The sequence below is a fragment of the Chitinophaga polysaccharea genome (genome assembly GCF_007829335.1).
In the GTDB taxonomy this organism is placed as follows: domain Bacteria; phylum Bacteroidota; class Bacteroidia; order Chitinophagales; family Chitinophagaceae; genus Chitinophaga; species Chitinophaga polysaccharea_B.
In genome coordinates, this window is the sequence record NZ_VIWO01000001.1 from 462,991 (window position 1) to 486,844 (window position 23,854).

Annotated in this window: 21 protein-coding genes; 12 read left to right on the forward strand and 9 right to left on the reverse strand. The window is 45.6% G+C overall.

The window, feature by feature from the left end; all coding sequences use genetic code 11:
* The first annotated feature begins 5 nt into the window (after positions 1-5).
* Complete coding sequence (locus FHW36_RS01950; RefSeq protein ID WP_145661414.1) at positions 6-575, forward strand: DUF3109 family protein; 570 nt, start codon at positions 6-8, stop codon at positions 573-575.
* A gap of 46 nt (positions 576-621) precedes the next feature.
* Positions 622-2,001, forward strand: a complete 1,380-nt coding sequence (locus FHW36_RS01955) for a LutB/LldF family L-lactate oxidation iron-sulfur protein (protein WP_145661416.1) — start codon at positions 622-624, stop codon at positions 1,999-2,001.
* On the opposite strand, the gene FHW36_RS01960 is transcribed toward FHW36_RS01955, so the two are convergent.
* From FHW36_RS01960 to purH, 3 genes are all read right to left on the reverse strand, one after another.
* Positions 1,998-3,251 (reverse strand): energy transducer TonB, encoded by a 1,254-nt coding sequence (locus FHW36_RS01960; RefSeq protein ID WP_145661419.1) that lies wholly within the window; start codon positions 3,249-3,251, stop codon positions 1,998-2,000. The two genes, FHW36_RS01955 and FHW36_RS01960, sit on opposite strands and share 4 nt — an antisense overlap.
* Positions 3,244-3,822: an RNA polymerase sigma factor gene (locus FHW36_RS01965; protein ID WP_145661422.1), complete on the reverse strand. Its 579-nt coding sequence runs from the start codon at positions 3,820-3,822 to the stop codon at positions 3,244-3,246. The genes FHW36_RS01960 and FHW36_RS01965 overlap by 8 nt, the downstream gene beginning before the upstream one ends.
* A 152-nt stretch (positions 3,823-3,974) precedes the next feature.
* Positions 3,975-5,489 (reverse strand): bifunctional phosphoribosylaminoimidazolecarboxamide formyltransferase/IMP cyclohydrolase, encoded by a 1,515-nt coding sequence (purH, locus tag FHW36_RS01970; protein ID WP_145661424.1) that lies wholly within the window; start codon positions 5,487-5,489, stop codon positions 3,975-3,977.
* A 237-nt stretch (positions 5,490-5,726) separates the two neighbouring features.
* On the opposite strand from purH, the gene FHW36_RS01975 reads away from it, so the two are divergent.
* Entirely contained in the window at positions 5,727-6,863 is a 1,137-nt protein-coding gene (locus FHW36_RS01975; RefSeq protein ID WP_145661427.1) for a hypothetical protein, read from the forward strand.
* Between the two features lie 103 nt (positions 6,864-6,966).
* Here the strand turns inward: FHW36_RS01975 and FHW36_RS01980 are convergent, their stop codons facing one another.
* Positions 6,967-9,066 (reverse strand): ComEC/Rec2 family competence protein, encoded by a 2,100-nt coding sequence (locus tag FHW36_RS01980; protein WP_145661430.1) that lies wholly within the window; start codon positions 9,064-9,066, stop codon positions 6,967-6,969.
* A gap of 448 nt (positions 9,067-9,514) precedes the next feature.
* A complete protein-coding gene (gene carB, locus FHW36_RS01985) occupies positions 9,515-12,331 on the reverse strand; it encodes a carbamoyl-phosphate synthase large subunit (RefSeq protein WP_145661433.1) in 2,817 nt (938 codons plus the stop codon).
* 600 nt (positions 12,332-12,931) lie between these two features.
* Here carB and FHW36_RS01990 point away from each other — a divergent pair.
* Genes FHW36_RS01990 through FHW36_RS02000 form a run of 3 tightly spaced genes read left to right on the forward strand, consistent with a single transcriptional unit; the run spans position 12,932 to position 14,808 of the window.
* Entirely contained in the window at positions 12,932-13,171 is a 240-nt protein-coding gene (locus FHW36_RS01990) for a hypothetical protein (protein WP_145661436.1), read from the forward strand.
* Positions 13,172-13,223: 52 nt separating this feature from the next.
* Complete coding sequence (locus FHW36_RS01995; RefSeq protein WP_186452273.1) at positions 13,224-14,150, forward strand: DUF692 domain-containing protein; 927 nt, start codon at positions 13,224-13,226, stop codon at positions 14,148-14,150.
* A gap of 4 nt (positions 14,151-14,154) precedes the next feature.
* A complete protein-coding gene (locus FHW36_RS02000; RefSeq protein ID WP_145661442.1) occupies positions 14,155-14,808 on the forward strand; it encodes a hypothetical protein in 654 nt (217 codons plus the stop codon).
* A gap of 2 nt (positions 14,809-14,810) precedes the next feature.
* On the opposite strand, the gene FHW36_RS02005 is transcribed toward FHW36_RS02000, so the two are convergent.
* Positions 14,811-15,965 carry an MFS transporter gene (locus tag FHW36_RS02005; RefSeq protein ID WP_145665218.1) on the reverse strand — a complete coding sequence of 385 codons (1,155 nt, stop codon included), beginning with the start codon at positions 15,963-15,965 and terminating at the stop codon, positions 14,811-14,813.
* 26 nt (positions 15,966-15,991) lie between these two features.
* Positions 15,992-16,738, reverse strand: a complete 747-nt coding sequence (locus tag FHW36_RS02010) for a DeoR/GlpR family DNA-binding transcription regulator (RefSeq protein WP_145661445.1) — start codon at positions 16,736-16,738, stop codon at positions 15,992-15,994.
* Positions 16,739-16,819: 81 nt separating this feature from the next.
* On the opposite strand from FHW36_RS02010, the gene FHW36_RS02015 reads away from it, so the two are divergent.
* Positions 16,820-17,353, forward strand: coding sequence for a 5' nucleotidase, NT5C type (locus FHW36_RS02015; RefSeq protein ID WP_145661448.1), 534 nt, complete (start codon positions 16,820-16,822; stop codon positions 17,351-17,353).
* Positions 17,354-17,435: 82 nt separating this feature from the next.
* On the opposite strand, the gene FHW36_RS02020 is transcribed toward FHW36_RS02015, so the two are convergent.
* A complete protein-coding gene (locus FHW36_RS02020) occupies positions 17,436-18,035 on the reverse strand; it encodes a helix-turn-helix domain-containing protein (RefSeq protein ID WP_145661452.1) in 600 nt (199 codons plus the stop codon).
* Between the two features lie 479 nt (positions 18,036-18,514).
* Between FHW36_RS02020 and FHW36_RS02025 the strand changes: the two genes are divergently transcribed.
* The 5 genes from FHW36_RS02025 (at position 18,515) to FHW36_RS02045 (ending at position 22,989) form a co-directional block, all read left to right on the forward strand.
* The gene (locus tag FHW36_RS02025; RefSeq protein WP_145661455.1) at positions 18,515-18,790 is read left to right on the forward strand and encodes a hypothetical protein; all 276 of its coding nucleotides are present in this window, start codon (positions 18,515-18,517) and stop codon (positions 18,788-18,790) included.
* A gap of 175 nt (positions 18,791-18,965) precedes the next feature.
* Positions 18,966-19,526: a tetratricopeptide repeat protein gene (locus tag FHW36_RS02030; RefSeq protein ID WP_145661458.1), complete on the forward strand. Its 561-nt coding sequence runs from the start codon at positions 18,966-18,968 to the stop codon at positions 19,524-19,526.
* A gap of 34 nt (positions 19,527-19,560) precedes the next feature.
* A complete protein-coding gene (locus FHW36_RS02035; protein WP_145661460.1) occupies positions 19,561-19,950 on the forward strand; it encodes a hypothetical protein in 390 nt (129 codons plus the stop codon).
* 112 nt (positions 19,951-20,062) lie between these two features.
* A complete protein-coding gene (acs, locus tag FHW36_RS02040) occupies positions 20,063-21,976 on the forward strand; it encodes an acetate--CoA ligase (RefSeq protein WP_145661463.1) in 1,914 nt (637 codons plus the stop codon).
* Between the two features lie 71 nt (positions 21,977-22,047).
* On the forward strand, positions 22,048-22,989 hold the full coding sequence (locus FHW36_RS02045) for an alpha/beta hydrolase (protein WP_145661466.1): 942 nt from the start codon (positions 22,048-22,050) through the stop codon (positions 22,987-22,989).
* A gap of 178 nt (positions 22,990-23,167) precedes the next feature.
* Here the strand turns inward: FHW36_RS02045 and FHW36_RS02050 are convergent, their stop codons facing one another.
* Positions 23,168-23,734 carry a L,D-transpeptidase family protein gene (locus FHW36_RS02050; protein WP_145661468.1) on the reverse strand — a complete coding sequence of 189 codons (567 nt, stop codon included), beginning with the start codon at positions 23,732-23,734 and terminating at the stop codon, positions 23,168-23,170.
* Between the last annotated feature and the right edge of the window lie 120 nt (positions 23,735-23,854).

Here is a 23,854-nt window from a genome sequence, read left to right on the forward strand (position 1 = left end):
TCCCGATGATCATCATTGACGATAAATACATAAGTGACGAAGTAATTGAAGAGCAATTCGTTTGCAATCTCTCCGCCTGTAAAGGCGCCTGCTGTGTGGCGGGCGACTGCGGCGCCCCGCTTGATAAAACGGAAGTAAAAACACTGAAGAAAATTTACCCGCAAATTAAATCCTACCTGCGGGCGGAAGGAATACAGGAAATTGAACATACCGGTACCAATACCACTGATGACGAATACGGCTATGTGACGCCCATCGTTAACAAAGGCATCTGTGCCTACGCTACCATAGACGATCATGGTGTTGTTGGTTGCGGTATAGAAAAAGCCTATAACGACGGCGTAGTGGACTTTAAAAAACCTATCTCCTGCCACCTCTACCCCATTCGTATTAAAAAATACGAAACCTTTGAAGCGGTGAATTACGACCGCTGGGATGTTTGCAAGCCTGCCTGCAAAAACGGTAAAACCTTACAGGTACCCGTATACCGGTTCCTCAAGGATGCTTTGATCAGAAAATACGGCACGGAATTTTATGAAGTGCTGGATAAAATTGCAAGAAAAGAACACGAGTAAATCATTTTGAGATTTAACTATCTTTAATCAGGAATATTGCTTGCTTATGCATCAAATAGCATCTACTTTTCTCGAAGAAAGTGATAAAAAAGCGGCCGATCTGGGCCACCGGCAGACGATCAATTTCAATATAGGCAAATATAATACAGCCGTAAAAGCCGGTAAACAGCAGTTTGCAGACCTGGCTATTGCGCGCGAAAGAGCTAAAAATATAAAGTGGAGAGCCATCGAGCATCTTGATAATCTCCTGGAAGAGTTTGAGCAAAACTTCACGCGGCGCGGGGGTAAAGTGATCTGGGCTGAAACAGCAGAACAGGTACAACAGGAAATTCTGGCCATCTGTCAGGCCAAACAATGCAAGAGCATTGTGAAAAGCAAGTCCATGGCCACCGAAGAAGTACATCTCAACGCCTTTATGGAAAGCAATGGGATTGAATGTGTGGAAACCGACCTGGGCGAATACATCCAACAACTCGACGGAGAACCTCCTTATCATATCGTTACACCAGCCATGCACAAGAGCAAGGAAGATGTAGCCCGCCTGTTTGCAGAAAAACTGGGTACTGATCCGGGCCTTACGCCGGAACAACTTACCCTCGTAGCCCGCGATAAACTCCGGCACAAATACCTGGAAGCAGAAATCGGCATCACCGGCGCCAACTTTATCCTGGCGGATACCGGCTCGGTGGCTGTTACAGAAAATGAAGGCAACGCACGCCTCACCACTGCTTTTCCCAAAACGCATATTGTACTGGTTGGCATCGAAAAAGTATTGCCTTCCATAGCCGACCTGGGCCTTTTCTGGCCGCTACTGGCCACCTATGGCACCGGGCAACAGGTAACCGCCTACAACAGCATTTTCAGTGGTCCCCGCCAGGAAGGAGAAACCGACGGCCCTGAAGAGATGTATGTGATCCTGATGGACAACGGCCGCACCAATATCCTCCAGGATACTACCGCCCGCGAAAGCCTGTATTGCATTCGCTGCGGCTCCTGCCTCAATGCCTGCCCCGTTTATAAAAACATTGGCGGCCATACTTATGCAGCCACTTATAGCGGCCCTATTGGCTCTGTTATTACGCCCCATCTGAAAGGAATGGATTCCTACATACACCTGAGCTTTGCCTCTTCCCTTTGCGGCAACTGTACAGAAGTATGCCCGGTGCGTATCAACCTGCACGAACTTTTGTTACATAACCGGCAAAAAGCGGTGGAAGAAAATTATACTTCCGGCGGAGAAAAATTTGCCTGGTATTTATGGAAACAGGGCTGTGGCAGTCGCAAAATGATGAATATGGCCAGCGGAAAAATGAAGAATTTCCTGTTACGCCGTTTTTTTGCCAAAAGCTGGGGAGATAACCGGGAACTACCGGTATTTGCCGCTAAATCCTTCAATCAGCAATGGAAAGAGCGGAATAAAGGCTAGTTCTTTTTTTCGCTGAATTTCACCTTTACTTTGACCTTGGCAGGCTTCCCGTCTGACGCTGGCGTCCACGACGGTCCTTCTTTAATAACCCTGATAGCCTCTGCATCACATGCCTCGTTTAAATGACGCAGTATCCTGAAGTGCTGCAATGATCCGTCAGGCATAACAGTAAAGGCTACACGTACAACACCATTATATTTGTTTTCCGGGTTAACGGTTTTGGTACGCAGATAATTCTCAAAAGCAGTAAGGCCTATTACCGGCGAAGGTGCGCGGTAGCCCGGATCTTCCGCATCTTCATTGCGGCCATACCCAACTACCACCACGTCATTAAGCGCATTTGATTCCTGTCCAATAGCCACTCCGGCCACCTTCCCTTGCAGCGCCCTCTGCAAACCTGAATCCGGACTAACGCCACGAATCATCACGTTAGCAGATGAAGATTCCTTTTTCTGTGTACCGTACCCCATCACCACTACCTCATGTAGCGCTTTGTCCTTATTATTTAACAAAGTTACATTGCCCAATAAGGAGGTATCTGTCTGTTGCTTTTTTTTGTATAAATCAGATATAAACCCCTGATCACCTTCGCTGCGGCCAGTAGGCTTCGCGGGAGTCGCGCCGGGAGCCAAGGTAGCCGGACTAGCCGATTTTAATGCCGGTGCTGCGACAGGTGCCGGCGCAGCAGCCACTGTGGGAGACGGAGGCGTTATCGCAGGTGCTGCTTCCTGTACCTCGTCATGAGTGGATGATAACTCAGCAGGCATGTTTTCCCTGTTTTTAGATAATACTTGCGATGCCCGGGAGGTTTCCGGGGCAATTTTATCGGCATTGGCTAATTTATCTGTACTTGGCGCCGGTGATGGTATAGCAGAATCGGCTGCCGGCGCTGGCGCAGCAGGTATACCCGCAATCGGAGGGGCTACTTTTTGCTGATTCCAGAGGAACCAACCGGCGGAAAACATAAGTAACAGGATAGCAGCGGCAGCGGCCCATCGATAGTACAACGCCCTGACCTTTCCCTTTTCAGGAGCTATCCGCTGAGCCAACCTGGCGGTAAGATCTGCCTGTTGCGCCTGTTGATCCGGTGAATGCTGGGCATACCCATCAAGGGCATCGGCCAGGAACGGGTCGTCAAGCGCCTGCCGCTCCAGGTCGTGCATCGCTTTATCGTCCAGCTCTCCCGCCAGGTATTGGCGGATCAAGCCAGCCAGCTCTTCCGGTTTGATATGTGGTCGCTTGTCAGACATTTTGTTGCTCCATACATATTTTCAGGTTACGCTTTCCGTTCTGGATATAGCTTTTCACCTTATTCATTTCGTAACCGGTAATAACACTTACCTCCCGGTAGCTTTTCTCCTGCAGGTAAAACAGGTCCACACTGCGCTTCTGCTCTTCCGGCAAGGTTTCCAGGCACTTTTCCATGCTCTGGAGATTGTCCTCCAGCGTTATTCCGTTCACATGATGCCCTATTTCCTCATTTTCCACAACAGGGTAATCATCTATAGGCACCTGCCGGGATTCCTTGTTTTTCATGGCTCTTAGCTTCATCAGGCAGTGGTTACGGCTCAGCACGTGTAACCAGCTTTTGAAATGATGTACCTCATGCACCTTCAACTTATCTATAAGCTCCTCAAAGATCTGCATTACCGCATCCTTACTGGCTTCTTCATCAAAATATTTCAGGCATACCCCATATACCAGGTTCATATAACGCTGGTAAAGGGCAGCAAGAAAATCCAGTTTGCCGGAAGCTTTATACTCCCGGATCAAATCTGCATCTGCTGCATCCTGCATGATATTTTGCTGAATAAAGGACATTGGGTGGCCGCCGGCTTTTGCCGCTTAGCGGTAGCATACTATTGGTTTACAAAGCAACAATACTATTATTTTTTTTCGAATATTAAGCTATTAAAACCAGAAAGCGCCGGAGAATTCCAGCGCTTCCAAATTTATTGTTTTATATGCTTTTATTAGTGTCTGAAATGACGCATGCCCGTCATTACCATCACCATATCGTGTTCTTTGCAGAATTCAATGGAGTCACTGTCCCTTACTGAGCCACCAGGCTGAATTACCGCGTTAATGCCCTGTTCGTGCGCAATGCTTACGCAGTCGTTGAATGGGAAGAAGGCATCAGAAGCCATTACGGCGCCTTTCAGATCAAAGTTGAACTGTCCTGCCTTTTCGATGGCGTGACGTAAAGCATCGATACGGGAAGTCTGGCCACAGCCTTTACCAATCAGTTGTTTATCCTTTACCAGCGCGATAGCGTTTGATTTCAGGTGTTTACATACGATGTTGGCAAATTCCAGGTCAGATTTCTCTGCTTCAGTAGCCGGACGAGCGCCTACTTCATTCCATTCTTTGTAATTACCGTTATCGCTATCCTGCAGTAATACGCCGTTCAGTACATTTTTGAACATGTATTTGCTCTTCACCGGCTGCTTTTGTTCCAGTAAGATGCGGTTCTTTCTAGCCTGTAATACGGTCAGCGCATCCGCATCAAAGCCAGGTGCGATCAGGATTTCAAAGAATATTTCGCTGATAGATTCCGCGGTGGTTTTATCAATGATCTTATTGGTAACCAGTACGCCGCCGAAAGCACTTTCCTTATCACCTGCCAATGCTGCTTCCCAGGCCTCTTTCAGGGTGGCGCGGGAGGCAATACCGCATACGTTGGTATGCTTGATAACGGCAAAAGTGGTGGCTTCAAACTCCTGGATCAGTTGGCAGGCTGCGTCTACATCTACCAAGTTGTTGAAGGATAATTCCTTACCATGTAGTTTGTTGAATATTTCGGTGAGGTTACCGTAGAAAACACCCCGTTGATGTGGGTTTTCACCGTAACGGTTTACCTGCCCTTCCGGAACAGACAGTTGGAAGTTCGCTCCGGGCTCGTTGTTCAGGAAATATTGTGAAATCGCTACATCATAGTGAGCACATACTTCAAAGGCCTTAGCAGCAAAGCTTCTGCGGTCCTCAATAGAAGTAGCCCCATTGTTATCGGTTAATACCTTTTCCAGGTCGGCATACTGATCTTTGGAAGCTACAATCACTACATCTTTGTAGTTTTTGCCGGCTGCACGGATCAGGGAAACACCACCTATATCAATTTTCTCAATGATTGTTTGTTCTACGCTGGTACTCTTTACAGTTTCCTCAAAAGGGTACAGGTCTACGATTACCAGGTCTATTTCCGGGATCTGGTATTCCTTCAGCTGCTCCAGGTCCTGCGGGTTATCGCGACGGGCCAGAATACCACCAAACACTTTAGGGTGCAGGGTTTTTACACGTCCCCCTAAAATAGAAGGGTAAGCGGTCAGGTCTTCAACTGCCACACATTTCACCCCCAGGTCTTCAATAAATTTTTGCGTACCGCCGGTAGAGTAAATGGTAACACCTTGTTCACCTAACTTTTTAACAATGTTCTCCAGGTTATCTTTATAGAAAACGGAGATCAAAGCTGATTTAATTTGCTTTTGCATGAATGGAAAACATTAGAAATTAATAACATAGGTCCCCTGGTCTGGAACCGAAAAGAAGCGCAAAGTTAACACGTAACAATCATTTTTCCATTCTTCTACCCCGTAGAATTGGAGCTGGGCACTAAAAAATCTCAAAAATGTGGGTAACTTGTTCGCTGATAACTGCTTAGATACTCATAAAGTTTATACCTTGACATTACTGTAGCTCGTTTGTACCCGTTTAAAACAACTCCCTATATGAAAAAAATCCTCTTATTATTTTTCTTTACAAGCATATTTTCTGCCGTAAAGGCTCAGATCTTTTGTGATACCGTCGTTACTTATGCCCGAGGCGCTAATCCAACCAATGGGGTTAAAATCAAAACTAATTTACCATTCAGTAATGGTGTGGAAATGCCTACCATTATCCTGGAAGGTTACAACTATGGCACATCATCGCCTATTGGGCTGATCATTAATTTCTATGTTTATGACAATATCTTCCAGAGTGTGCGAGCCTCGTCATTTGGAGCTTATACTCCACGCTTGTACCTCGCCAATGAAAACGGTAAGGTGATAATTTTCATTGATAGTAAAGACTATTTTCAACGCTTTGCTATCAGGGCTTTCGCAAAAGGTCTGGCGATGGACGTTGCATCCAGTTATCAGGGATGGAGCTTGGTAGACGAGGCTATTTCCGCTTCTGCTACACAGCAAACTGAAATCACTTACTATAACAAATTTGGCGGCACTGTTTCATTCCCCGGAAATGGCATCTGGACCCAATCCGGGCGTGTTGGGATCAATAATGGCTCTCCCCGGGCGCCTTTAGATGTGGTTGCCACCGCCACCGACACGGCTAACGGAATTAAGCTGGCAGCCGTTCTTGGTAACGCGTATAATGAATGGACTACTTTTGGCGCTCCCACCGGCGGAAGAATCCGGGGTAGCAACGAAGGTTACCTTGTGCTCGAAACCAATTCTGCCGGCACTGATAACAAAATGTACATTAACACCGCATCCAAAGGCAACATTATTATGGCAACCGGCGGTGGCAGTGTGGGCATAGGAACCGTTAATCCCGGTGCTTGTAAATTAGCCGTAGAAGGACTACTGGGGGCAAGAAAAATAAAAGTAACCCAATCCTCCACCTGGGCAGATTATGTATTCCACGACGACTATACCGTTATGCCGCTTTATGAAACCGAAAAATTCATCAAAGCGAATAAACATCTTCCTGGTATCCCTACAGCCAAAGAAGTGGCAGAAAATGGATATGATGTTGGAGAGATGAACAGGTTGTTACTGGAAAAAGTGGAGGAAATGACCTTACACCTGATTCGGATGCAGAAGAAAATCGACGAACTGGAAAGCAAGCTACAAACAAAGCTTTAAAAGGCCTTGTAAAGACCGGAAAGACAAATATCAGCCAATACATGGATAGCGAAATCCCAAGTCGTGTATTGGCTGATATCTATCTTTCTATGTTCTTCCTCCGTTACCTTAGTTCGGCTACAAAAGCTCCCTGTTCCCCAACAACGTAGTAACGACGCCCTGTCGCTTCGCAATCCTGTTTCCAGTGCGATATCCGTTTTGCATAATTGTTGGCGGCAAAAATGAGTAGCTGGTAGTCATACAGACTATCCAGCTTGTTAATATCTACCCTGGGATTATGGGTAAGCAGGATATAATCAGCCTGCAACTTCCTCCCAGGCACTTTTCGTGGCAAGGTGCTATCAATAATCAATAGGCTTCTTCCATAAAAGCAACTGTAATGCTGGTACTGCTGAAAGCCTTTTGGAACACCTGCATGTATGCCCATCTCATTTCTGGCGGCCAGCAAAGTTTGGGCGCCAGCCGTTTGCCAGATGCTGTCATCGCCAATAAACCGGGCTTGTTGCCCATATATACAGTCAACTGCCGTATAGGCGGGTACGTTATATACAATAATTTTAGATTGTTGCTGTACCCGGGTAAGCCATGCCGCCCGTGTAACCAGGCATCCCCACAGGCTTAACGCTGCCAGCAAGGCGCCTGGGCGCCAGCCACTGAGCCACCATAGGGCAATTCCTGCTAGCAGCACATACAAACATATTGTGAGTGCCAGTGAACAATGGATATTGGTGACAAGCGCATAGGGTAGCGTACCTAACCATCTTACACAACTATTCATGGCAAAAATGAGGAACCGGATGACCAGTCCTGCAAACGTCGCCAATACCGGGAATGGAGAAAGTCCTAATAGTATCACTTCTCCATAAATAATTACAGTAGATAATGGCACTGCCATGAGGTTAGCCAATAAAAAGTAATTGGGAAACTGGTGAAAGTAAAACAGGCTCACCGGCGTAGTCATCAATTGTGCGGCCAGCGACACCGACATCATCTGCCAGAGTATTATCATCCACTTCCTCTTGATGTTCCACAATTCGTATAAGGGCTGATAGAAAAGCAAAATGCTGAGTACTGCCAGGTATGACAACTGGAAACCGGCATCTATGGCCAGGTATGGCTGATAAGCCAATAACAGGAACGCGGATGCAGCCAGCATATTATAGATGCTGCTGTAACGCTCCAATACAAAACGGCCAAGCGTTATGCCGGTAAACATCACCGCGGAACGGAGCACAGAAGCCGACGCCCCGGTAAGCAGGGCAAATCCCCATAGCACTCCCAAAATAAGAATAGCCTTCAATATACCCGTCCATTTACCAGGTGGCAACCAGCGCAAACACCAAAGGAGCGTGCCATACAACAGCGCCAGGTGCATTCCGGAAATAGCAATAATGTGTACAATCCCGGTGTTACTATAATCCTGCACCACTGCCTTATCCAGATCCTGCCGGTATCCTATCAGTAATGCTTCTGCCATCCCGGCTTCCGGCCCTGCCCCTATATATCTTCTAAAACAAGATAAACAGTAATCTCTCGCGTGCAGCAACCAACGATTTACGCTGCTGCCACCCATACGGGATAATTTGTAGTAGTCGGCCGCCTGTAAATAAAGCTGCTGATAAAGCTGTTGAGATACACAATATTGCTGATAGTTGAAGCCCCCGGGATTGCCGTTGCTCCGGATCAATTCCGGCTTTTTACGGACAACAAGCCGGTCTCCATACACAAGTAGCGGCCGCATAGTATCCCGGGCGATATAAAGCAGCAAATTGCCTTTTGCAGGCATCCATCTGTATTGTACATACAGCGCTATGACCCTGGCAGTGGATTTAAATGATTTTGCTTTGGGTTGCAACGGTTCTTCTATCTGCAATAAAACGAGGGAGGTATCCGTTCTGATATCCTGGAAAAAGCCCTGCTGATGCCGTATATCTGCCTTATACAAGAGTAAGGCGCCACCCCCTGCCATACTCACCTGCAGCAGCATACCGGGCAACCATGCCTGTTTAAAACGCCATTGTACAGGCAGATAGCGAAACAGCCATGCACAGCAGGCACAAACAGTCACTGTGCATAGCAACAAAAGCGGCGGCAACTCCGTGTAAAGTTGTATACTTATTCCTGCCAGGAAGGGGAAAATAAGGCGTAAGAAGGGCGCTGGTTTCCAGCACATCACGGTAAATGCCGTAGACTCAAAATGCATGTGGGGGTTAACTTTTATCAAAAACAAACCTAACTTTTAACAGCCTGCAAAGTGTTTTAAAAATGTTAAAAACGGTTTAGTTAAGAGATAATATCTTTATATGATGTCTTGGAAACTTCCTCTTGTAATGTAAAAAATGGCTGAAATCGGTTACAAAAGCCTCTTATTTAATATATTAATATTCATTTATTAAAATATTATATATTATTTCATCTGTTATTGATTAGTTAACATCTCTTTTAAATATAATATTATTTGTAAAATGCATTACCGGTCACGCTATATGAATTGTATCAAGATTCAATAGTCGTGTCTTTAATGGTTATTTTGAGGGAAAAGAAGGAGCCTGATTTTTATCAGGCTCTGTTGTTTTGACAACCTTACTTCATATAAAAAGCCCTCCACGCCACGGCGTAGAGGGCTTTTCGTTAACAGTTAGCTAACAATATTATTTACTCAGGTACATACTCTTTTCCTTGAAGAGTTGTCTGAAATATGGATCGCGCAGATCTTTGATGAAGCGTATTGCTTCTCCGGTTGATTTCATTTCAGGTCCCAGTTCCTTGTTTACGCCCGGGAACTTGTTGAAAGAGAATACAGGTTCCTTGATAGCAAAACCGGTAAGTTTCTTTTCAATGTTAAAGTCCTTCAACTTATTGGCGCCAATCATCACTTTGGTAGCAATGTTCAGGTAAGGCACCTGGTAAGCTTTAGCAATAAATGGCGTAGTACGGGAAGCACGCGGGTTAGCTTCAATCACATATACATTGCCATCTTTGATCGCAAACTGTATATTGATCAAGCCCTGGATATTCAGTGCACGCGCAATCTTTTCTGCGTAATATTCCATGGTGGTTACTTCGATCGGCGACAAGTTGAAAGCCGGTAACAACGCATGACTATCGCCACTGTGAATACCTGCCGGTTCAATATGCTCCATTACACCCATTACATGGAAATCAGTACCGTCGAAGATGCCATCTATTTCTGCTTCCTGACAACGATCCAGGAAGTGATCGATCAATATCTTGTTACCAGGCAAGTGTCTTAACAGGCTCAGTACAGATTCTTCCAGCTCTTCTTCGTTGATGACGATTCTCATACGCTGACCTCCTAACACATAAGAAGGACGCACCAGTACCGGGTAACCTACTTCTTTCGCCACTTCTATCGCGTCGTCTGTATTGTAAGCCGTACCATATTTAGGATAAGGGATACCCAGTTCTTTCAGCATATCGGAGAAACGACCGCGGTCTTCCGCAATATCCATGTTGTCGAAAGAGGTGCCGATGATTTTCACACCTTTTTCTTCCAGGCGTTTAGCCAGTTTCAGTGCAGTTTGTCCACCCAGCTGCACAATCACGCCTTCGGGTTTTTCCAGCTCAATGATTTCCCAGAGATTTTCCCAGAATACCGGTTCGAAGTATAATTTATCGGCCATGTCGAAGTCGGTGGAAACCGTTTCAGGGTTACAGTTTACCATGATGGCTTCATAACCGCAATCCTGGATCGCCTGCAAACCGTGTGTACAGCAGTAGTCGAACTCAATACCCTGCCCGATTCTGTTAGGACCAGACCCCAGTACAATGATTTTCTTCTTATCGGTTACCTTGCTTTCATTTTCGGTATCGAACGTAGAGTAGAAGTAAGGTGTTTTTGCTTCAAACTCCGCGCTGCAGGTATCTACCATTTTGAAAGTACGGGTAATGCCCAGCTCCTTACGCTTAGCGTATACTTCATCTTCATCGCAATCACCAAACAGTATCGCCAGTTGCATATCGGAGAAGCCCATTTTTTTGGCATCTTTCAGCATTTCTACTGAAACACTCTGCAGGTCGAGCTCCAGCAATTGTTTTTCCAGGTTCACGATATCCTGGATCTGGTGCAGGAACCAGCGGTCGATATAAGTCAGCTGGTGAATATGTTTTACGGAAACTCCCGCCATCAAAGCATCTTTGATACGGAAAATACGATCCCAGGTGGGGCGTTTTAATTTCTCAATCAATTGCTCACTCTTCAGGAGGGATTTACCATAGTAGCCCAGACCGAGTGCATCGTTTTCGAGGCTCTGACAAGCTTTCTGTAATGCTTCAGGGAAGGTACGTCCGATAGACATTACCTCTCCTACTGATTTCATTTGCAGACCCAGGGTGTCATCAGCTCCTTTAAATTTATCGAAGTTCCAGCGTGGCATTTTTACGATCACGTAGTCCAGTGCTGGTTCAAAGAAGGCAGAAGTAGTTTTGGTGATCTGGTTTTCCAGTTCATCCAGTGTATAACCGATAGCCAGTTTGGCAGCAATTTTTGCAATCGGGTAACCGGTTGCTTTAGAGGCCAGCGCAGAGGAACGGCTCACACGAGGGTTGATTTCAATAGCAATCAGCTCTTCTGTTTCCGGGTTTAGCGAAAACTGTACGTTACAACCACCGGCAAAGTTGCCCAGGTCGCGCATCATCATCATCGCTTTATTACGCATTTCCTGGAAAGCAGTATCGCTCAGGGTCATAGCAGGTGCCACCGTAATGGAATCACCCGTGTGAATACCCATCGGGTCGAGGTTTTCCACGGTGCAAATGATAACCACGTTATCATTCTTGTCGCGCAGCAGTTCCAGTTCATATTCTTTCCATCCCAGTACTGCTTTTTCTACCAGTACTTCATGGATGGGGGAAGCTTTCAAACCACGGTCCAGCGCTTCGTCCAGGTCTTCTTTGCTGTGTACAAATCCACCGCCGGTACCACCCAGGGTAAAGGAAGGACGGATTACCAGCGGGAAGCCTATTTCCTGTGCAAATTCTTTTCCTTCGAGGAAAGAGTTAGCTGTTCTGGCAGGCGCCACCGGGATACCCAGTTGGATCATCCACTGACGGAACTGTTCACGATCTTCTGCCTTATCAATTGCTTTAATGTCAACCCCGATCAGGCGAACATTGTTCTTTTCCCAAATTCCGAGTTCGTCTACTTCCTTGCAAAGGTTCAGCGCAGTTTGGCCGCCCATGGTGGGTAATACGGCATCTATCTGGTTTTCTTCCAGGATCTGCTCAATGCTTTCCACGGTCAGTGGCAGCAAATAAACCTTATCGGCCATCATTGGATCCGTCATGATGGTAGCCGGGTTGGAATTAATCAATATCACTTTAATTCCTTCTTCCCGCAGCGAACGTGCTGCCTGAGATCCGGAATAATCAAATTCGCAAGCCTGACCAATAATAATGGGTCCAGAACCGATAATGAGAACAGATTTGATAGATGAGTCTTTTGGCATTTGTGTAATCTATTGAAAATGAAAAACCAAATTGATCTTTATGCCGTGTGAGGGACCAAAAAAATCGTGCAAAGTTACGTGATTTGAAAATTATAACCAGAAATAAATTTCATTTCTGTAGAATTTTTTCGAAGAATGTCAAAATATTTAGTTTCATATCGAATAATTAGTCTGTTTAATAATGGCTGCGAATGGATGAATACGCCCCATCATTTGTTGACATGTAAAACCTCAACTGAAATAATCAGGGCAGTACTTCCCTGCTCTATTATTTACAGGATGAGGCATTTGGCAGACCTCCTGCTCACTATTAATTAGGAAGACGCATTGACCGGGAAATTCTATCTCCGGATACGTGTTAACAAGTTATTCCAAAAAACAGCTGTCATCGAAAATCTACTGCAACATAGGAAACATCCGCTGACAAGTAACATTACGGCCGCTCATTTCCCGTATAAATACTTATCCAGATGTCCATTTATTCTCCTACCTTTACTGTCCACCTCAAATAGACTGGCACAGTAAATACAGCAGCTTTACCCCAAAGAATCGTTTTTCATCTTTTTCAACATACATTTCACACCCCAAAAATCAAACATCATGCGTACAGCTGAAGTTCATTACGGCGCTAATGGTCATGTCGACCTTACCGTTCCCAAAGGCACTAAACTGGAAGATGTCACCAAATTACAGGCATTGGTGCTGAGACAAATTAACCCCCGCGGTTGCCAGGCCTGCCTGTCTGGCGTACACTTCAATATCCGGGAAAAGCTGGAAGAAGTGATTAACGTAGACCTGGAAAAAATGGCTATTTCCAAGGCAACCGCTGCACAACATTAATCTGGTGATGCCGTCCTGGCCTATGCCGGGACGGTATTTAAACACTCCTGTCATGTCACAAGTAACATCATCTGCCCGTACAGGCCACCTGTACCGCCAATCTATTCCCCAGCTGGGCGTAGGGCTGTTATACAACCCCTCCCTGGAGCTATACCTGGAAGCCTGCCCGGGGATATGCGATTACGTGGAGATCATTCCCGATATGTTCTGGACAGATCGTGGAAACCGCCAGCAGGAAAGATTTGAAGAGATTGAATCCTGGATGATAGTGCTGGATAAAATCGCTGCCGCTTACCCATTAACCGCTCATAATATATCTTACTCGCTTGGCAGCGCCGGCATTTTTGATAAAATGTACCTTCAGAAAATGCAGGAATGGCATCAGCGTTATGCATTTAAATGGCATAGCGATCACCTGTCTTTTGTAAAAGTGCATAACGATCAACAGGAAGAACATAATGCAGGCCTGGCAGTACCGGTGCCCTACGATTATGAAGTACTGGATATGATCAGTGGCCGTATCAATGCCATTAAACGAGCTATCAGTACGCCTTTCCTGATAGAGAACAATGTATACTTTATCGATTTGCCGGAGCAGGAGCTCAGTGAAACTGCCTTCCTGAATGAGTTATCAGATCGTACCTCCTGTGGCTTATTGCTCGATATCCACAACGTGTATACCAATGCTGTCAATCACCATTTTGATCCAAAGGAATTTATTAACCAGCTACAGCTGGATAAAGTGATCGAAATCCATATTGCCGGCGGCAACGAAATGGCTGGTATGTATACAGATTCTCATGCAGGCCCTTGTCCGCCGGAGGTGTGGGACCTGCTCGATTATACGTTACCGTTAGTGCATAACCTATGCGGCATTACCTTTGAATTTCATGAATCTTACTTTCACCTGTTGCAGTTTGAGGGGGTTACCCGCGAACTAAACCGGGCGAAGGCAGCCTGGAACCTTTATCATACCTGATGATATGTCACTTCTCTCCTTTCAGAAAGCGATCACAGATTTAATTGCCTCCCCGCAATTGTGCCTGGCGTTACGGGAGCAGCCGGCGGAAATTCTCTCCCGGTATGACCTTACGCCCCGCGAGCAACTGCGTTTACAAACTGTAGTACGCCAACCCGGCATGTCTGTGAGCTGCACCCTATATCGTGTAAACAGGATCACGCCTATCTACACGATGCTTCCCTATACCTGTTTTTTATTAGGCGCATCATTGATGCCGTTTGTTGAGGAATTTTGGAGTATTTGCTATAAATCTGATTTGCAGTTTAAGCGGGAGATCAATGTATTTGGTGATTTTTTACTGGAGAAGATAACTACGGGGAGCCTCGAAAACCCTTATCTGCAGGAGATTTTGTTAATGGAACTGGCTATTAATGACCTGAAATTTTTGCCTAAAGAAGCCTTACTGCATACACCTGCGGACGAAGAAACACTACACCCCTTGGTAAGACTGGTCCCTTTTGATCATTCACCCGAACCTCTGCTGACAGCACTTGCCGGCATGCAACTGCCGCCAGCACTTCCAGCCACCGGGGAATACTTACTATTGGTGGATTATCGTGAGGAGGAGCTTTCCTTCAGCACACTGCCCCGCAAAAGCGGAGCAGTGGCGGTTTGAGTTTATAATTTTATCCTGGCAGACATAACGGCGATAGCCGCTCCCATTACAGCAATCATGGTGAAGGCTATTCCCAGGTTGGTCGCTTGCGCCACAAATCCAATCAGTGGCGGGCCAAAGAGGAACCCCAGGTAGCCGATAGTGGATACGGTAGCCAACGCCATACCGGGAGACAATGTTTTTGATTTACCGGCCGCGCTGTATACCAGCGGTACTACCGCCGATACGCCGGCGCCTACCAGCATAAAGCCAAACATAGCTGTGTAGAAATAAGGGAAAATAACGGCTACCAGTAGCCCGGCAGCGGTAAGGCTTCCGCTGATCAACAGCATCTTCTTCACACCCAGCCTGGTGGTAAGCCTGTCGGCAATAAAGCGTCCGGACGCCATGGTACTCATAAATGCAGCATAGCCAGCACCGGATAAACCATCCTTCACTACTATCACTCTACGGAAGTATACACCACTCCAGTCGAACATCGTTCCTTCACAGATCATTGAACACATAGCAATAATGCCCAACGTAATTAGGAAAGCGTCTGGTTTTCCAAAGAGAGAAGGTGCGCTATTTTCATTGGGCACGGTAGTTACCAGCCTGTTCATCGTTAATACAATCAACGTCCAGGCGATACCGGCAATGATTAAGAAGTGATATACCGGCGCCAGGTGTAGCCCCGACATGCCAGCCCCTATGGCGGCACCGGTAAACCCGGCTACGCTCCACAAGCCGTGAAAGGATGCCATAATAGAACGACCATACATCACCTCTACACCTACTGCCTGCGTGTTTACCGCGATATTGGCGATATTGCCGCAGAAGCCAAACAATACCAGGAAAATACTTAGTTCCCATGCGTGATGGGCCAGGCCAAGGGCAGGTAATACAGCGGCGTAAGCCACGCCGGCAATTAATAACACCTGCCGGCTGCCATATTTTGATACCAATATACCCGCCACAGGGAGGGAAATCAGGGATCCAACCGGCAATGCCAGTAACAGGCTCCCCAGTCCTGCATCATTTAAGCCCAGGGCTTGCTGGATATCCGGTATACGGGAAGCCCAGCTGGAAAAGCATAAACCGGTAAGGAAAAATAAAGCACTGACAGCAATACGCGTTGCTCTCTTGTTCATCGCCACCATCGATAAATCCTGTAACATCTTTGTCAAGATAAAAATTTAAATAATCAGATTACCTGGATTCCCAGGTTGATATACGGCTTTAATGAAGGCAGGTCCGGATTATCCGTAATAATGGTATCCAAACCTGTAATATCACATACTTTAAAAGGTTCCGCCGTACCCATTTTATCGCTGGTGGCCAGTGCAATGGCCTTGTTGGCCGATTCCACCATCACGCTTTTAACATCTGCCTCCCCAAGGTCCAGGCCGGTTACGCCGGCAACAGGATGGAGACTGCAAATACCCAGAAAGCAAATGTCGGCCCGCAATTTCTCGAGCATACGAATGGTATCCATACCGCCGGAGGTTTGCGAGTTTTTGCCAATTAATCCGCCCGTAAAGATCAGTTCAATACCAGGATGGTCCATCAACTGCGATACAATCGGAACACTGTTGGTAATAACCGTCAGGTGCAGGTTTGCGGGAATTAACTTGGCCAGCATTAAAGTGGAAGTGCCTCCATCGAGCATAATGGTTTGTCCATTACGCAGGAATGACAAGGCTTTGGTGGCAATATGTCTTTTATCCTCTTCATGGTATTGTATACGCTCCTTGAACGAATAAGGATTGGGAGAATGGGGAATAGCCCCTCCCCGTACTTTGATCAGTTGCCCGTTTTGGGCGAGAGATTCGAGGTCTCTCCTTACCGTATCTTCCGACACCTGCAAATCGCTGCTGAGTTCTGCCTGCAGCACTTTATGATCTGTTTGCAGCTTCTTCAGGATATATTCCAGCCTTTCCTCTCTTAACATATTTGCCATTTTGTGCAAAATTATGAAAGATTATGCAATAATTTGCAACATATGGCATAACTTTGCAAAAAACAGCAAATTATGGCAAGAATAGCGATCGACATGGACAATGTAATGGCGGACCTCCAACAACATGTATTAGCAGTGTACGCGAAGGATTACGGGGAAGTGATAGATCCCAGGCGTTTGGATAGTGTGCCGGAAGGCAGTGTGTTCCCGGAAGGAGTAATGGTAAAAATGTTAAATACACCTGGCTTTTTCCGGAGCATCCCTGTGATGAAAGGCAGCCAGGAAGTGGTAAAGGCCCTGGCTGCGGAACATGAAGTATTTATTGTTTCTGCAGCGATGGAATTCCCTTTTTCGCTGGCGGAGAAACTGGCCTGGCTGAATGAGCACTTCCCGTTTATCCACTGGCGGAATATTGTGTTCTGCGGATCAAAAACTATTGTGGAAGCGGATTACATGATAGATGACCATGATAAAAACCTGCGTTCATTCAAGGGCACTCCCCTATTATTTAGCGCTCCGCATAACTTACCGTTGACCGACTATAAACGTTTAAACAACTGGGAGGAAGTGGCAACATTTTTTGAATTAAGTGAGGTAGCAGCCTAACGGTCGGCCAGTGCAGGTTACCTATTAAAGAAAACCCCGATTTACTGTAAATGAATATCATTATAGTAATCGGTGTATTTCTTTAATCTTTTTGTTTACGCAGTGTGGTTATTTCCTTTTTGACCTGTAACAACTCATCTTTTATGGAGGCATAGCTTTTCAGTAACTGGGTGTGCTCTTCCAGCAATTTGTAATACTTCTCCCTCATCAGCATCATTTCTTCACTGTCGGTAACCCTTGATTCCTGTACCGTACCAGGATTCAGGAAGCCATCTACCGTCATGTCCAACCCCTTGGCTACACGCTCCAGTTCATCGGGCGAGAAGCTTTCTTTTTCGAATAGATTGTACATAGTACGACGGCTCATATCCAGGCGGCCTGCCAGTTTACTCTTATTCAGACCTTTTTCAGCAATAATCTGCTGTAAACGGTCGCCATGGTGGATATTTTTGCCCTGACTAAGTTGCATAGCGCCATTCCACCGCATAAACTCATCGGGGGTAATATCTATTAATGTGCAGAAACGCTCCATGGTAGCACGTTTCATATCATTCTTACGCAAATGATAATGGGCTATCTGGTTGGTAAAACCGGCCATGGCAGCAAAGTCTACGATCTTTATCTTCTTTTGCTTCAGTATCTGCTTCAAGCGGTGTCCCATGTGTATCAGGCTCGACTGCATCCTTTATGTTTTAAATTATGATGCTACAGACAGGATGGCCCCTGTTGTATTATCGTATAATTTAACAATTAATATTTCATTTTGTAAATAAATATATCAATTTAACAAAAAAATATACGCTTATCGGCAACGTTAATCAACCATAACAATTATATAACGGCAACGTATATACGCAATAAAACAACAACAAACATTTATCAATATGACAACATAAAAATCGTAGTGATAATTACAATAAAATGGCTGACAATTATTGTGTAAACGATACACATCAACCAACCCTTACAAATAGCTCCAAACCCTTTACAGCACTACATTACATGAGGCATTATTTTTTTTAAAGAAAGTAATGTTTTATCATTATAAATTGCACGATTATGAATACATTTGTTTACACATAAAATATTGTTTTATATGCTTAAAATAATCATCAATCTTTTTTGTTAACCATAACCAATAATTAGAAAATAATACCCATTATGAGCAAAGAATCACTGAATGTTCTGCTTGACATTCACACAAAACTCTCCGGACTCCCGGTGGCCTTTAGAGAAAGAGTGTGTGAAGAATGCAATTGGAGTACACCTACTTTTTATCGTAAAATGCGCGGTAAAGACAAACCAAATCCTAATGAGAAAGGCAAGATTATTCCTGCACTCAGCAACGCTGAAAAGCAAAAAATCATTGAAGTAATGGACGAGGTGTACGCATTGGGACAAGAGTACTTCGAAAAGTACCAGCGATCTTCTAAATAATATGAGGTAATATTTCATTCGCTGTCTGTAGAAACTTACTCCTAAATGGTATCCTCATATAATAAAGCCTTGTACCCCATCCCGGGATTACAAGGCTTTATTATTTATTTTCTTTCTTAACTAAGTTTTTCTTTTTAAAACTAAATTATTAGTTTTAAAAAGAGAAAGGATGTTTATGTATACCCTTCTAACCCGCGGCATAGCGCTGCTGCTACTGCTATGCTCTTTAGAAACGGTACTGGGCCAGCAGCCTATTGACCGCTACCAACTGATGGAATACCTGCAAAACCAGGAATACGATCAGGCCATTAGCTACCTGCAACCAAGGGTGCAGGAAAACAATATTTCGCAGTTATCGCTACTCGCCTATACTTATTATCTCTCCGGGAAAACAAAAGATGCCGGCGCCGCCTATGAAAAAGTACTGCAGCTGGATAGCAACAACCTCACCGCACGTCAGTACCTGGCTAGTATTGCCATGCAAATGGAAAACCCCCTGGCAGCTATCCCGCATTACCGGTACATTACCAGGATGCAACCCAATAATGCTGTTGCCTGTAAACAACTTAGTTTTGCCTGCTACGCCATCCAACAATTCGATACCGCTTTTGTATGGCTCCAAAAGGCTTATCACCTCAATTCCGCCGATCCCAAAGTGGCAGCCCGCCTGGCAGAAGAGTGGCTGGGAAAGGAAAATTACCTTCAGCGTAGTAGCCGCTGCCTGGTATACCCTTAAAAAATACCAGGAGTGCATCGGTATACATGAATATATGACCGCCAACAGGGGCCAGTCGGAAAACATAATGTATTATGCAGCCCTCTCCTATACTGCACTAAAAAACTACACCGCCAGCAATGAACTGCTGCAAACCTGTATTGACCTCGCCACGTCTAAAAGTCTGGATGGCTATTTCAGCGGTAAATCTGTCAACTATGAAGGACTACAGCAATATAAAACAGCTATTGCCCAACTGGACACGGCCTATTATCTTTCCCGTAAACCGCTGCGCCAGTATAGCATTGGTCGTATTTACGACCTCCACCTCCACAATAAACCCCTGGCTACGAAATACTATAAACGCTACCTGCAGTTAAGCACACCGGATAACCCTACAGCGCCAGAGATTTACAAATACCTGAAGTCTTACATTGAAAAATAATCCGCTTTTAACATGTTTTTTTAGATTATTTCTATTAAACCACCTGGTTTTTCTTAAATTTAAACCCCGTTAGGAAAATGCTTGTACTTAACCAATAAACAAATACGGTGCTATGTCGTACCCATACCAGATTAAGAGTATCGAAGATTATCAACAGGCTTATCAACAAAGTGTCATTGACCCCGAAGGCTTTTGGGCCAATGTAGCAGACCATTTTTACTGGCGTCGCAAGTGGGATAAGGTATTGGACTGGAATTTCAAAGACCCGGATATCAAATGGTTTACCGGCGCTAAACTAAATATTACGGAAAACTGCCTGGATCGTCACCTGGGCACATTGGGCAATACTCCGGCCATCATCTGGGAGCCCAACGATCCGGAAGAACGCCACCGCGTGATCACTTACCGCGACTTATACAATAAAGTTTGCCAGTTTGCCAATGTGTTAAAGAACAATGGAGTTAAGAAAGGCGATCGCGTATGCATTTACATGGGAATGATTCCTGAACTGGCTATTGCTGTATTGGCCTGCGCCCGCATCGGTGCTGTACACTCTGTAGTATTTGGAGGATTCAGCGCTCAATCGATCGCCGACAGGATCCAGGACGCCCAGTGCAGCCTCGTTATCACCTGTGATGGCGCTTATCGCGGCGCTAAAGATATTCCGCTGAAATCGGTAATGGACGACGCCCTGATGGCCTGCCCATCTGTAAAGAAAGTAATTGTTTGTACCCGTACCCGCACCCCGGTTAGTATGCTGAAAGGCAGAGACATGTGGTGGGAAGATGAAATCAAGCAGGTAGAAACCATGGGAAATCCTCCCTGCCCGGCAGAAGAAATGGATGCAGAAGACCTGCTGTTCATTCTCTATACTTCCGGTTCTACCGGCAAGCCCAAAGGCGTAGTACATACCTGTGCCGGCTATATGGTATATGCCAACTATACCTTTGTAAATACCTTCCAGTATCAACCGGGAGAAGTATACTTCTGTACCGCAGATATCGGCTGGATCACCGGCCACAGCTACATCGCCTATGGCCCGCTCAGCGCTGGTGCTACCACTCTCATGTTTGAAGGGGTACCTACTTATCCCGATGCAGGAAGACTGTGGGAAATTGTAGACAAATTCCGTGTAAATATATTGTATACCGCTCCTACGGCTATACGCAGCCTGATGAGCTATGGCCTCGGTCCTGTTAATCATAAAGACCTCAGCTCCCTCCGTAAATTGGGTAGCGTAGGTGAACCTATTAACGAAGAGGCCTGGCATTGGTTTAAAGATAACATCGGTAAAGGTAAATGCCCGATTGTGGACACCTGGTGGCAAACTGAAACCGGTGGTATCATGATTACCCCGATAGCCGGCATTACGAAAGAAAAACCAGGCTACGCCACTCTGCCGCTTCCTGGCGTACAGCCTATCCTGGTAGACGAAACCGGTAAGGAACTCAAAGGAAATGGCGTAAGCGGCAATCTCTGTATCAAATTCCCATGGCCAGGTATGCTCCGCAGCACGTACGGCGATCATGAACGTTTCCGTAAAACTTACTTCTCTACTTACGAAAACATGTACTTCACAGGCGATGGCTGTTTAAGAGATGAAGACGGGTACTATAAGATTACCGGCCGTGTAGATGATGTACTCAACGTAAGCGGTCACCGTATTGGTACTGCGGAAGTAGAAAACGCCATCAACATGCACGCCGGCGTAGTGGAAAGCGCTGTAGTGGGATATCCTCACGATATTAAGGGGCAGGGCATTTATGCGTATGTGATCATGGAGCGCTTAACGCACGATGCAGAACTCACTAAAAAAGATATCGCACAAACCGTTAGCCGCATTATTGGGCCTATCGCCAAGCCGGATAAAATACAGATTGTAGGCGGTTTACCCAAAACACGTTCCGGCAAAATCATGCGCCGTATCCTGCGCAAGATAGCCGAAAACGACCTGGATAACCTGGGCGACACCTCGACCCTGCTGGATCCGGCTGTTGTAGATGAAATCAAGAACGGCAGACTATAAGCCATTTTAATAGTTTCTGAGAAAGGGATGCAGGAATGATTTTCTGCATCCCTTCGTTATAAGATGGACCCATGAAACGTTTTCTCAAAAAGGCCGGCTGGACGCTGCTTTACCTGTTTATACTTCTCAATATCATTGGCGCCTTCCACGCCTGGAAGTTTACCCATTTCTATGACGATGGCGGCAAAAAAAATAAGCTACCGGAGCAGATGAGCGCCGGGGAAAAGCTAGGTATTATCCTGTTTGGCGTCCGGATCTCCAAATCTGCTACCACACAATATCCTACTGTTCCTTATAGCACCGTGCACCTTCATACTGTCCACGGGTTATCCCTGGAAGGCTGGTGGATACCCACCAAGAATCCTGCAGGTACTGTTATCCTGTTTCATGGCTATAATGGCAATAAAGGCTCCCTATTACCCGAAGCTGATCGCTTCAGGTCTCTCGGCTACAATACCTTTCTGCTCGATTTCCGTGGGCATGGCAACAGCGAGGGTCTTACCTGCAGCGTAGGATTTAAGGAAGCGGAAGATGTAAAGCTGGCGTGGGATTATGTAAAGCAAAAAACAACCCAGCCTGTTGTACTCTGGGGAGTGAGCATGGGCGCAGCGGCCATTCTGAAGGCCGTTCCTGAATATGGGCTTACCCCGCAGAAGCTCATCATCCAATGCCCTTTTTCCACGCTGACAGACGCCGTAAAAAGTCGCATGAGAGCCGTACACCTGCCGGTATTCCCCTTATCGCAAATCCTTACCTTCTGGGGCGGAATAGAGCAAGGATTCTGGGGAGCTGGGTTTAAGCCGGAAAGCTATGCCCGCCGGATACATATGCCCGTATTATATTTTTACGGTCAAAAAGATATCCGGGTAATGACTCATGAAACTAACGAGGTATTTTCTCACCTCGGCACCACCCAGAAGAAATTGTATATATTTCCTAATGCAGGCCACCAGTCGTTTTGCGGGAAAGACAACGATGCCTGGATGAGAGAGGTAACTGCCTTCTTACAATAAAAAAGCGTGCACCATACGAGTGGTGCACGCTCTTCACAGGATCCTACCCGCCATTTTATATTGGAATCATGACACAGTAAAACCGCGTCACTAGATGCAATCCTTTATAATTAATGATTACAAATTTACATCTGCTGGCTGCCACCAGGAGGCACCTAATGGAGAAACAGCAAAAATCTTACCTACGTATTACAACAGGCGTACCTACTTTTAGCACATCATATAATTCGTTGACATCGGCGTTTTTCATGCTGATACAACCGAGAGTCCAGTTGATCCTGCTATCTACATAACTATCCCTGATACCGGAAGCATATTCCACACCATGAATACCAATTGCCCCACCAATTGTGGCATTGGCAGATACCAGCCCATCCGATTGCCGTTGGTGGAACTTAGCCCAGGAACTCTCATTGGGATAATCCAGCAACATAAAACGGCTCCAGCTTTTATCTACTCTTTTTGTTAAAATATGAAAGGTGCCTTCAGGCGTTCTGCGATCGCCTTCAGTTTGTTTATCCGTTTGGTCACGGTTACCAAATACAACTTTGTAGATCTTTCTCAACGTAACATCTTCATAAACATACAAGCGGTAGTCGCTTTTATCTATCAGCAGGAAAACTTTATCCGGATCGACGTTGGCAGCATTTAACCTTACATTATATAAATCTGGTTCGTTGATAAATCCACTTAATGGCAACAGCAACAGGATAACCGTTAGCCAGTAATGACAACACTTCTTCATAGGAGTAATAAATATGCAGATAACGTAACGGAATAAAGATTTATTGTCTTGTTACATCCTACAAAAATTAAAAGGCACAAAGCGTTATGCCTTGTGCCTTTTAGTTTTTGTAGGAGGAGA

Coding starts and splice junctions, on each gene's coding strand:
- FHW36_RS02010 (WP_145661445.1), bottom strand. CDS start 16,738: ATGTTAAGAGAGGAAAGGCTGGAATATATCCTGAAGAAGCTGCAAACA.
- FHW36_RS01955 (WP_145661416.1), top strand. CDS start 622: ATGCATCAAATAGCATCTACTTTTCTCGAAGAAAGTGATAAAAAAGCG.
- FHW36_RS02000 (WP_145661442.1), top strand. CDS start 14,155: ATGTCACTTCTCTCCTTTCAGAAAGCGATCACAGATTTAATTGCCTCC.
- FHW36_RS02025 (WP_145661455.1), top strand. CDS start 18,515: ATGAGCAAAGAATCACTGAATGTTCTGCTTGACATTCACACAAAACTC.
- purH (WP_145661424.1), bottom strand. CDS start 5,489: ATGCAAAAGCAAATTAAATCAGCTTTGATCTCCGTTTTCTATAAAGAT.
- FHW36_RS01995 (WP_186452273.1), top strand. CDS start 13,224: ATGTCACAAGTAACATCATCTGCCCGTACAGGCCACCTGTACCGCCAA.
- FHW36_RS02015 (WP_145661448.1), top strand. CDS start 16,820: ATGGCAAGAATAGCGATCGACATGGACAATGTAATGGCGGACCTCCAA.
- FHW36_RS01960 (WP_145661419.1), bottom strand. CDS start 3,251: ATGTCTGACAAGCGACCACATATCAAACCGGAAGAGCTGGCTGGCTTG.
- FHW36_RS02030 (WP_145661458.1), top strand. CDS start 18,966: ATGTATACCCTTCTAACCCGCGGCATAGCGCTGCTGCTACTGCTATGC.
- FHW36_RS01990 (WP_145661436.1), top strand. CDS start 12,932: ATGCGTACAGCTGAAGTTCATTACGGCGCTAATGGTCATGTCGACCTT.
- FHW36_RS02050 (WP_145661468.1), bottom strand. CDS start 23,734: ATGAAGAAGTGTTGTCATTACTGGCTAACGGTTATCCTGTTGCTGTTG.
- FHW36_RS01965 (WP_145661422.1), bottom strand. CDS start 3,822: ATGTCCTTTATTCAGCAAAATATCATGCAGGATGCAGCAGATGCAGAT.
- FHW36_RS01950 (WP_145661414.1), top strand. CDS start 6: ATGATCATCATTGACGATAAATACATAAGTGACGAAGTAATTGAAGAG.
- FHW36_RS01975 (WP_145661427.1), top strand. CDS start 5,727: ATGAAAAAAATCCTCTTATTATTTTTCTTTACAAGCATATTTTCTGCC.
- FHW36_RS02035 (WP_145661460.1), top strand. CDS start 19,561: ATGACCGCCAACAGGGGCCAGTCGGAAAACATAATGTATTATGCAGCC.
- FHW36_RS02020 (WP_145661452.1), bottom strand. CDS start 18,035: ATGCAGTCGAGCCTGATACACATGGGACACCGCTTGAAGCAGATACTG.
- acs (WP_145661463.1), top strand. CDS start 20,063: ATGTCGTACCCATACCAGATTAAGAGTATCGAAGATTATCAACAGGCT.
- carB (WP_145661433.1), bottom strand. CDS start 12,331: ATGCCAAAAGACTCATCTATCAAATCTGTTCTCATTATCGGTTCTGGA.
- FHW36_RS01980 (WP_145661430.1), bottom strand. CDS start 9,066: ATGCATTTTGAGTCTACGGCATTTACCGTGATGTGCTGGAAACCAGCG.
- FHW36_RS02005 (WP_145665218.1), bottom strand. CDS start 15,965: ATGTTACAGGATTTATCGATGGTGGCGATGAACAAGAGAGCAACGCGT.
- FHW36_RS02045 (WP_145661466.1), top strand. CDS start 22,048: ATGAAACGTTTTCTCAAAAAGGCCGGCTGGACGCTGCTTTACCTGTTT.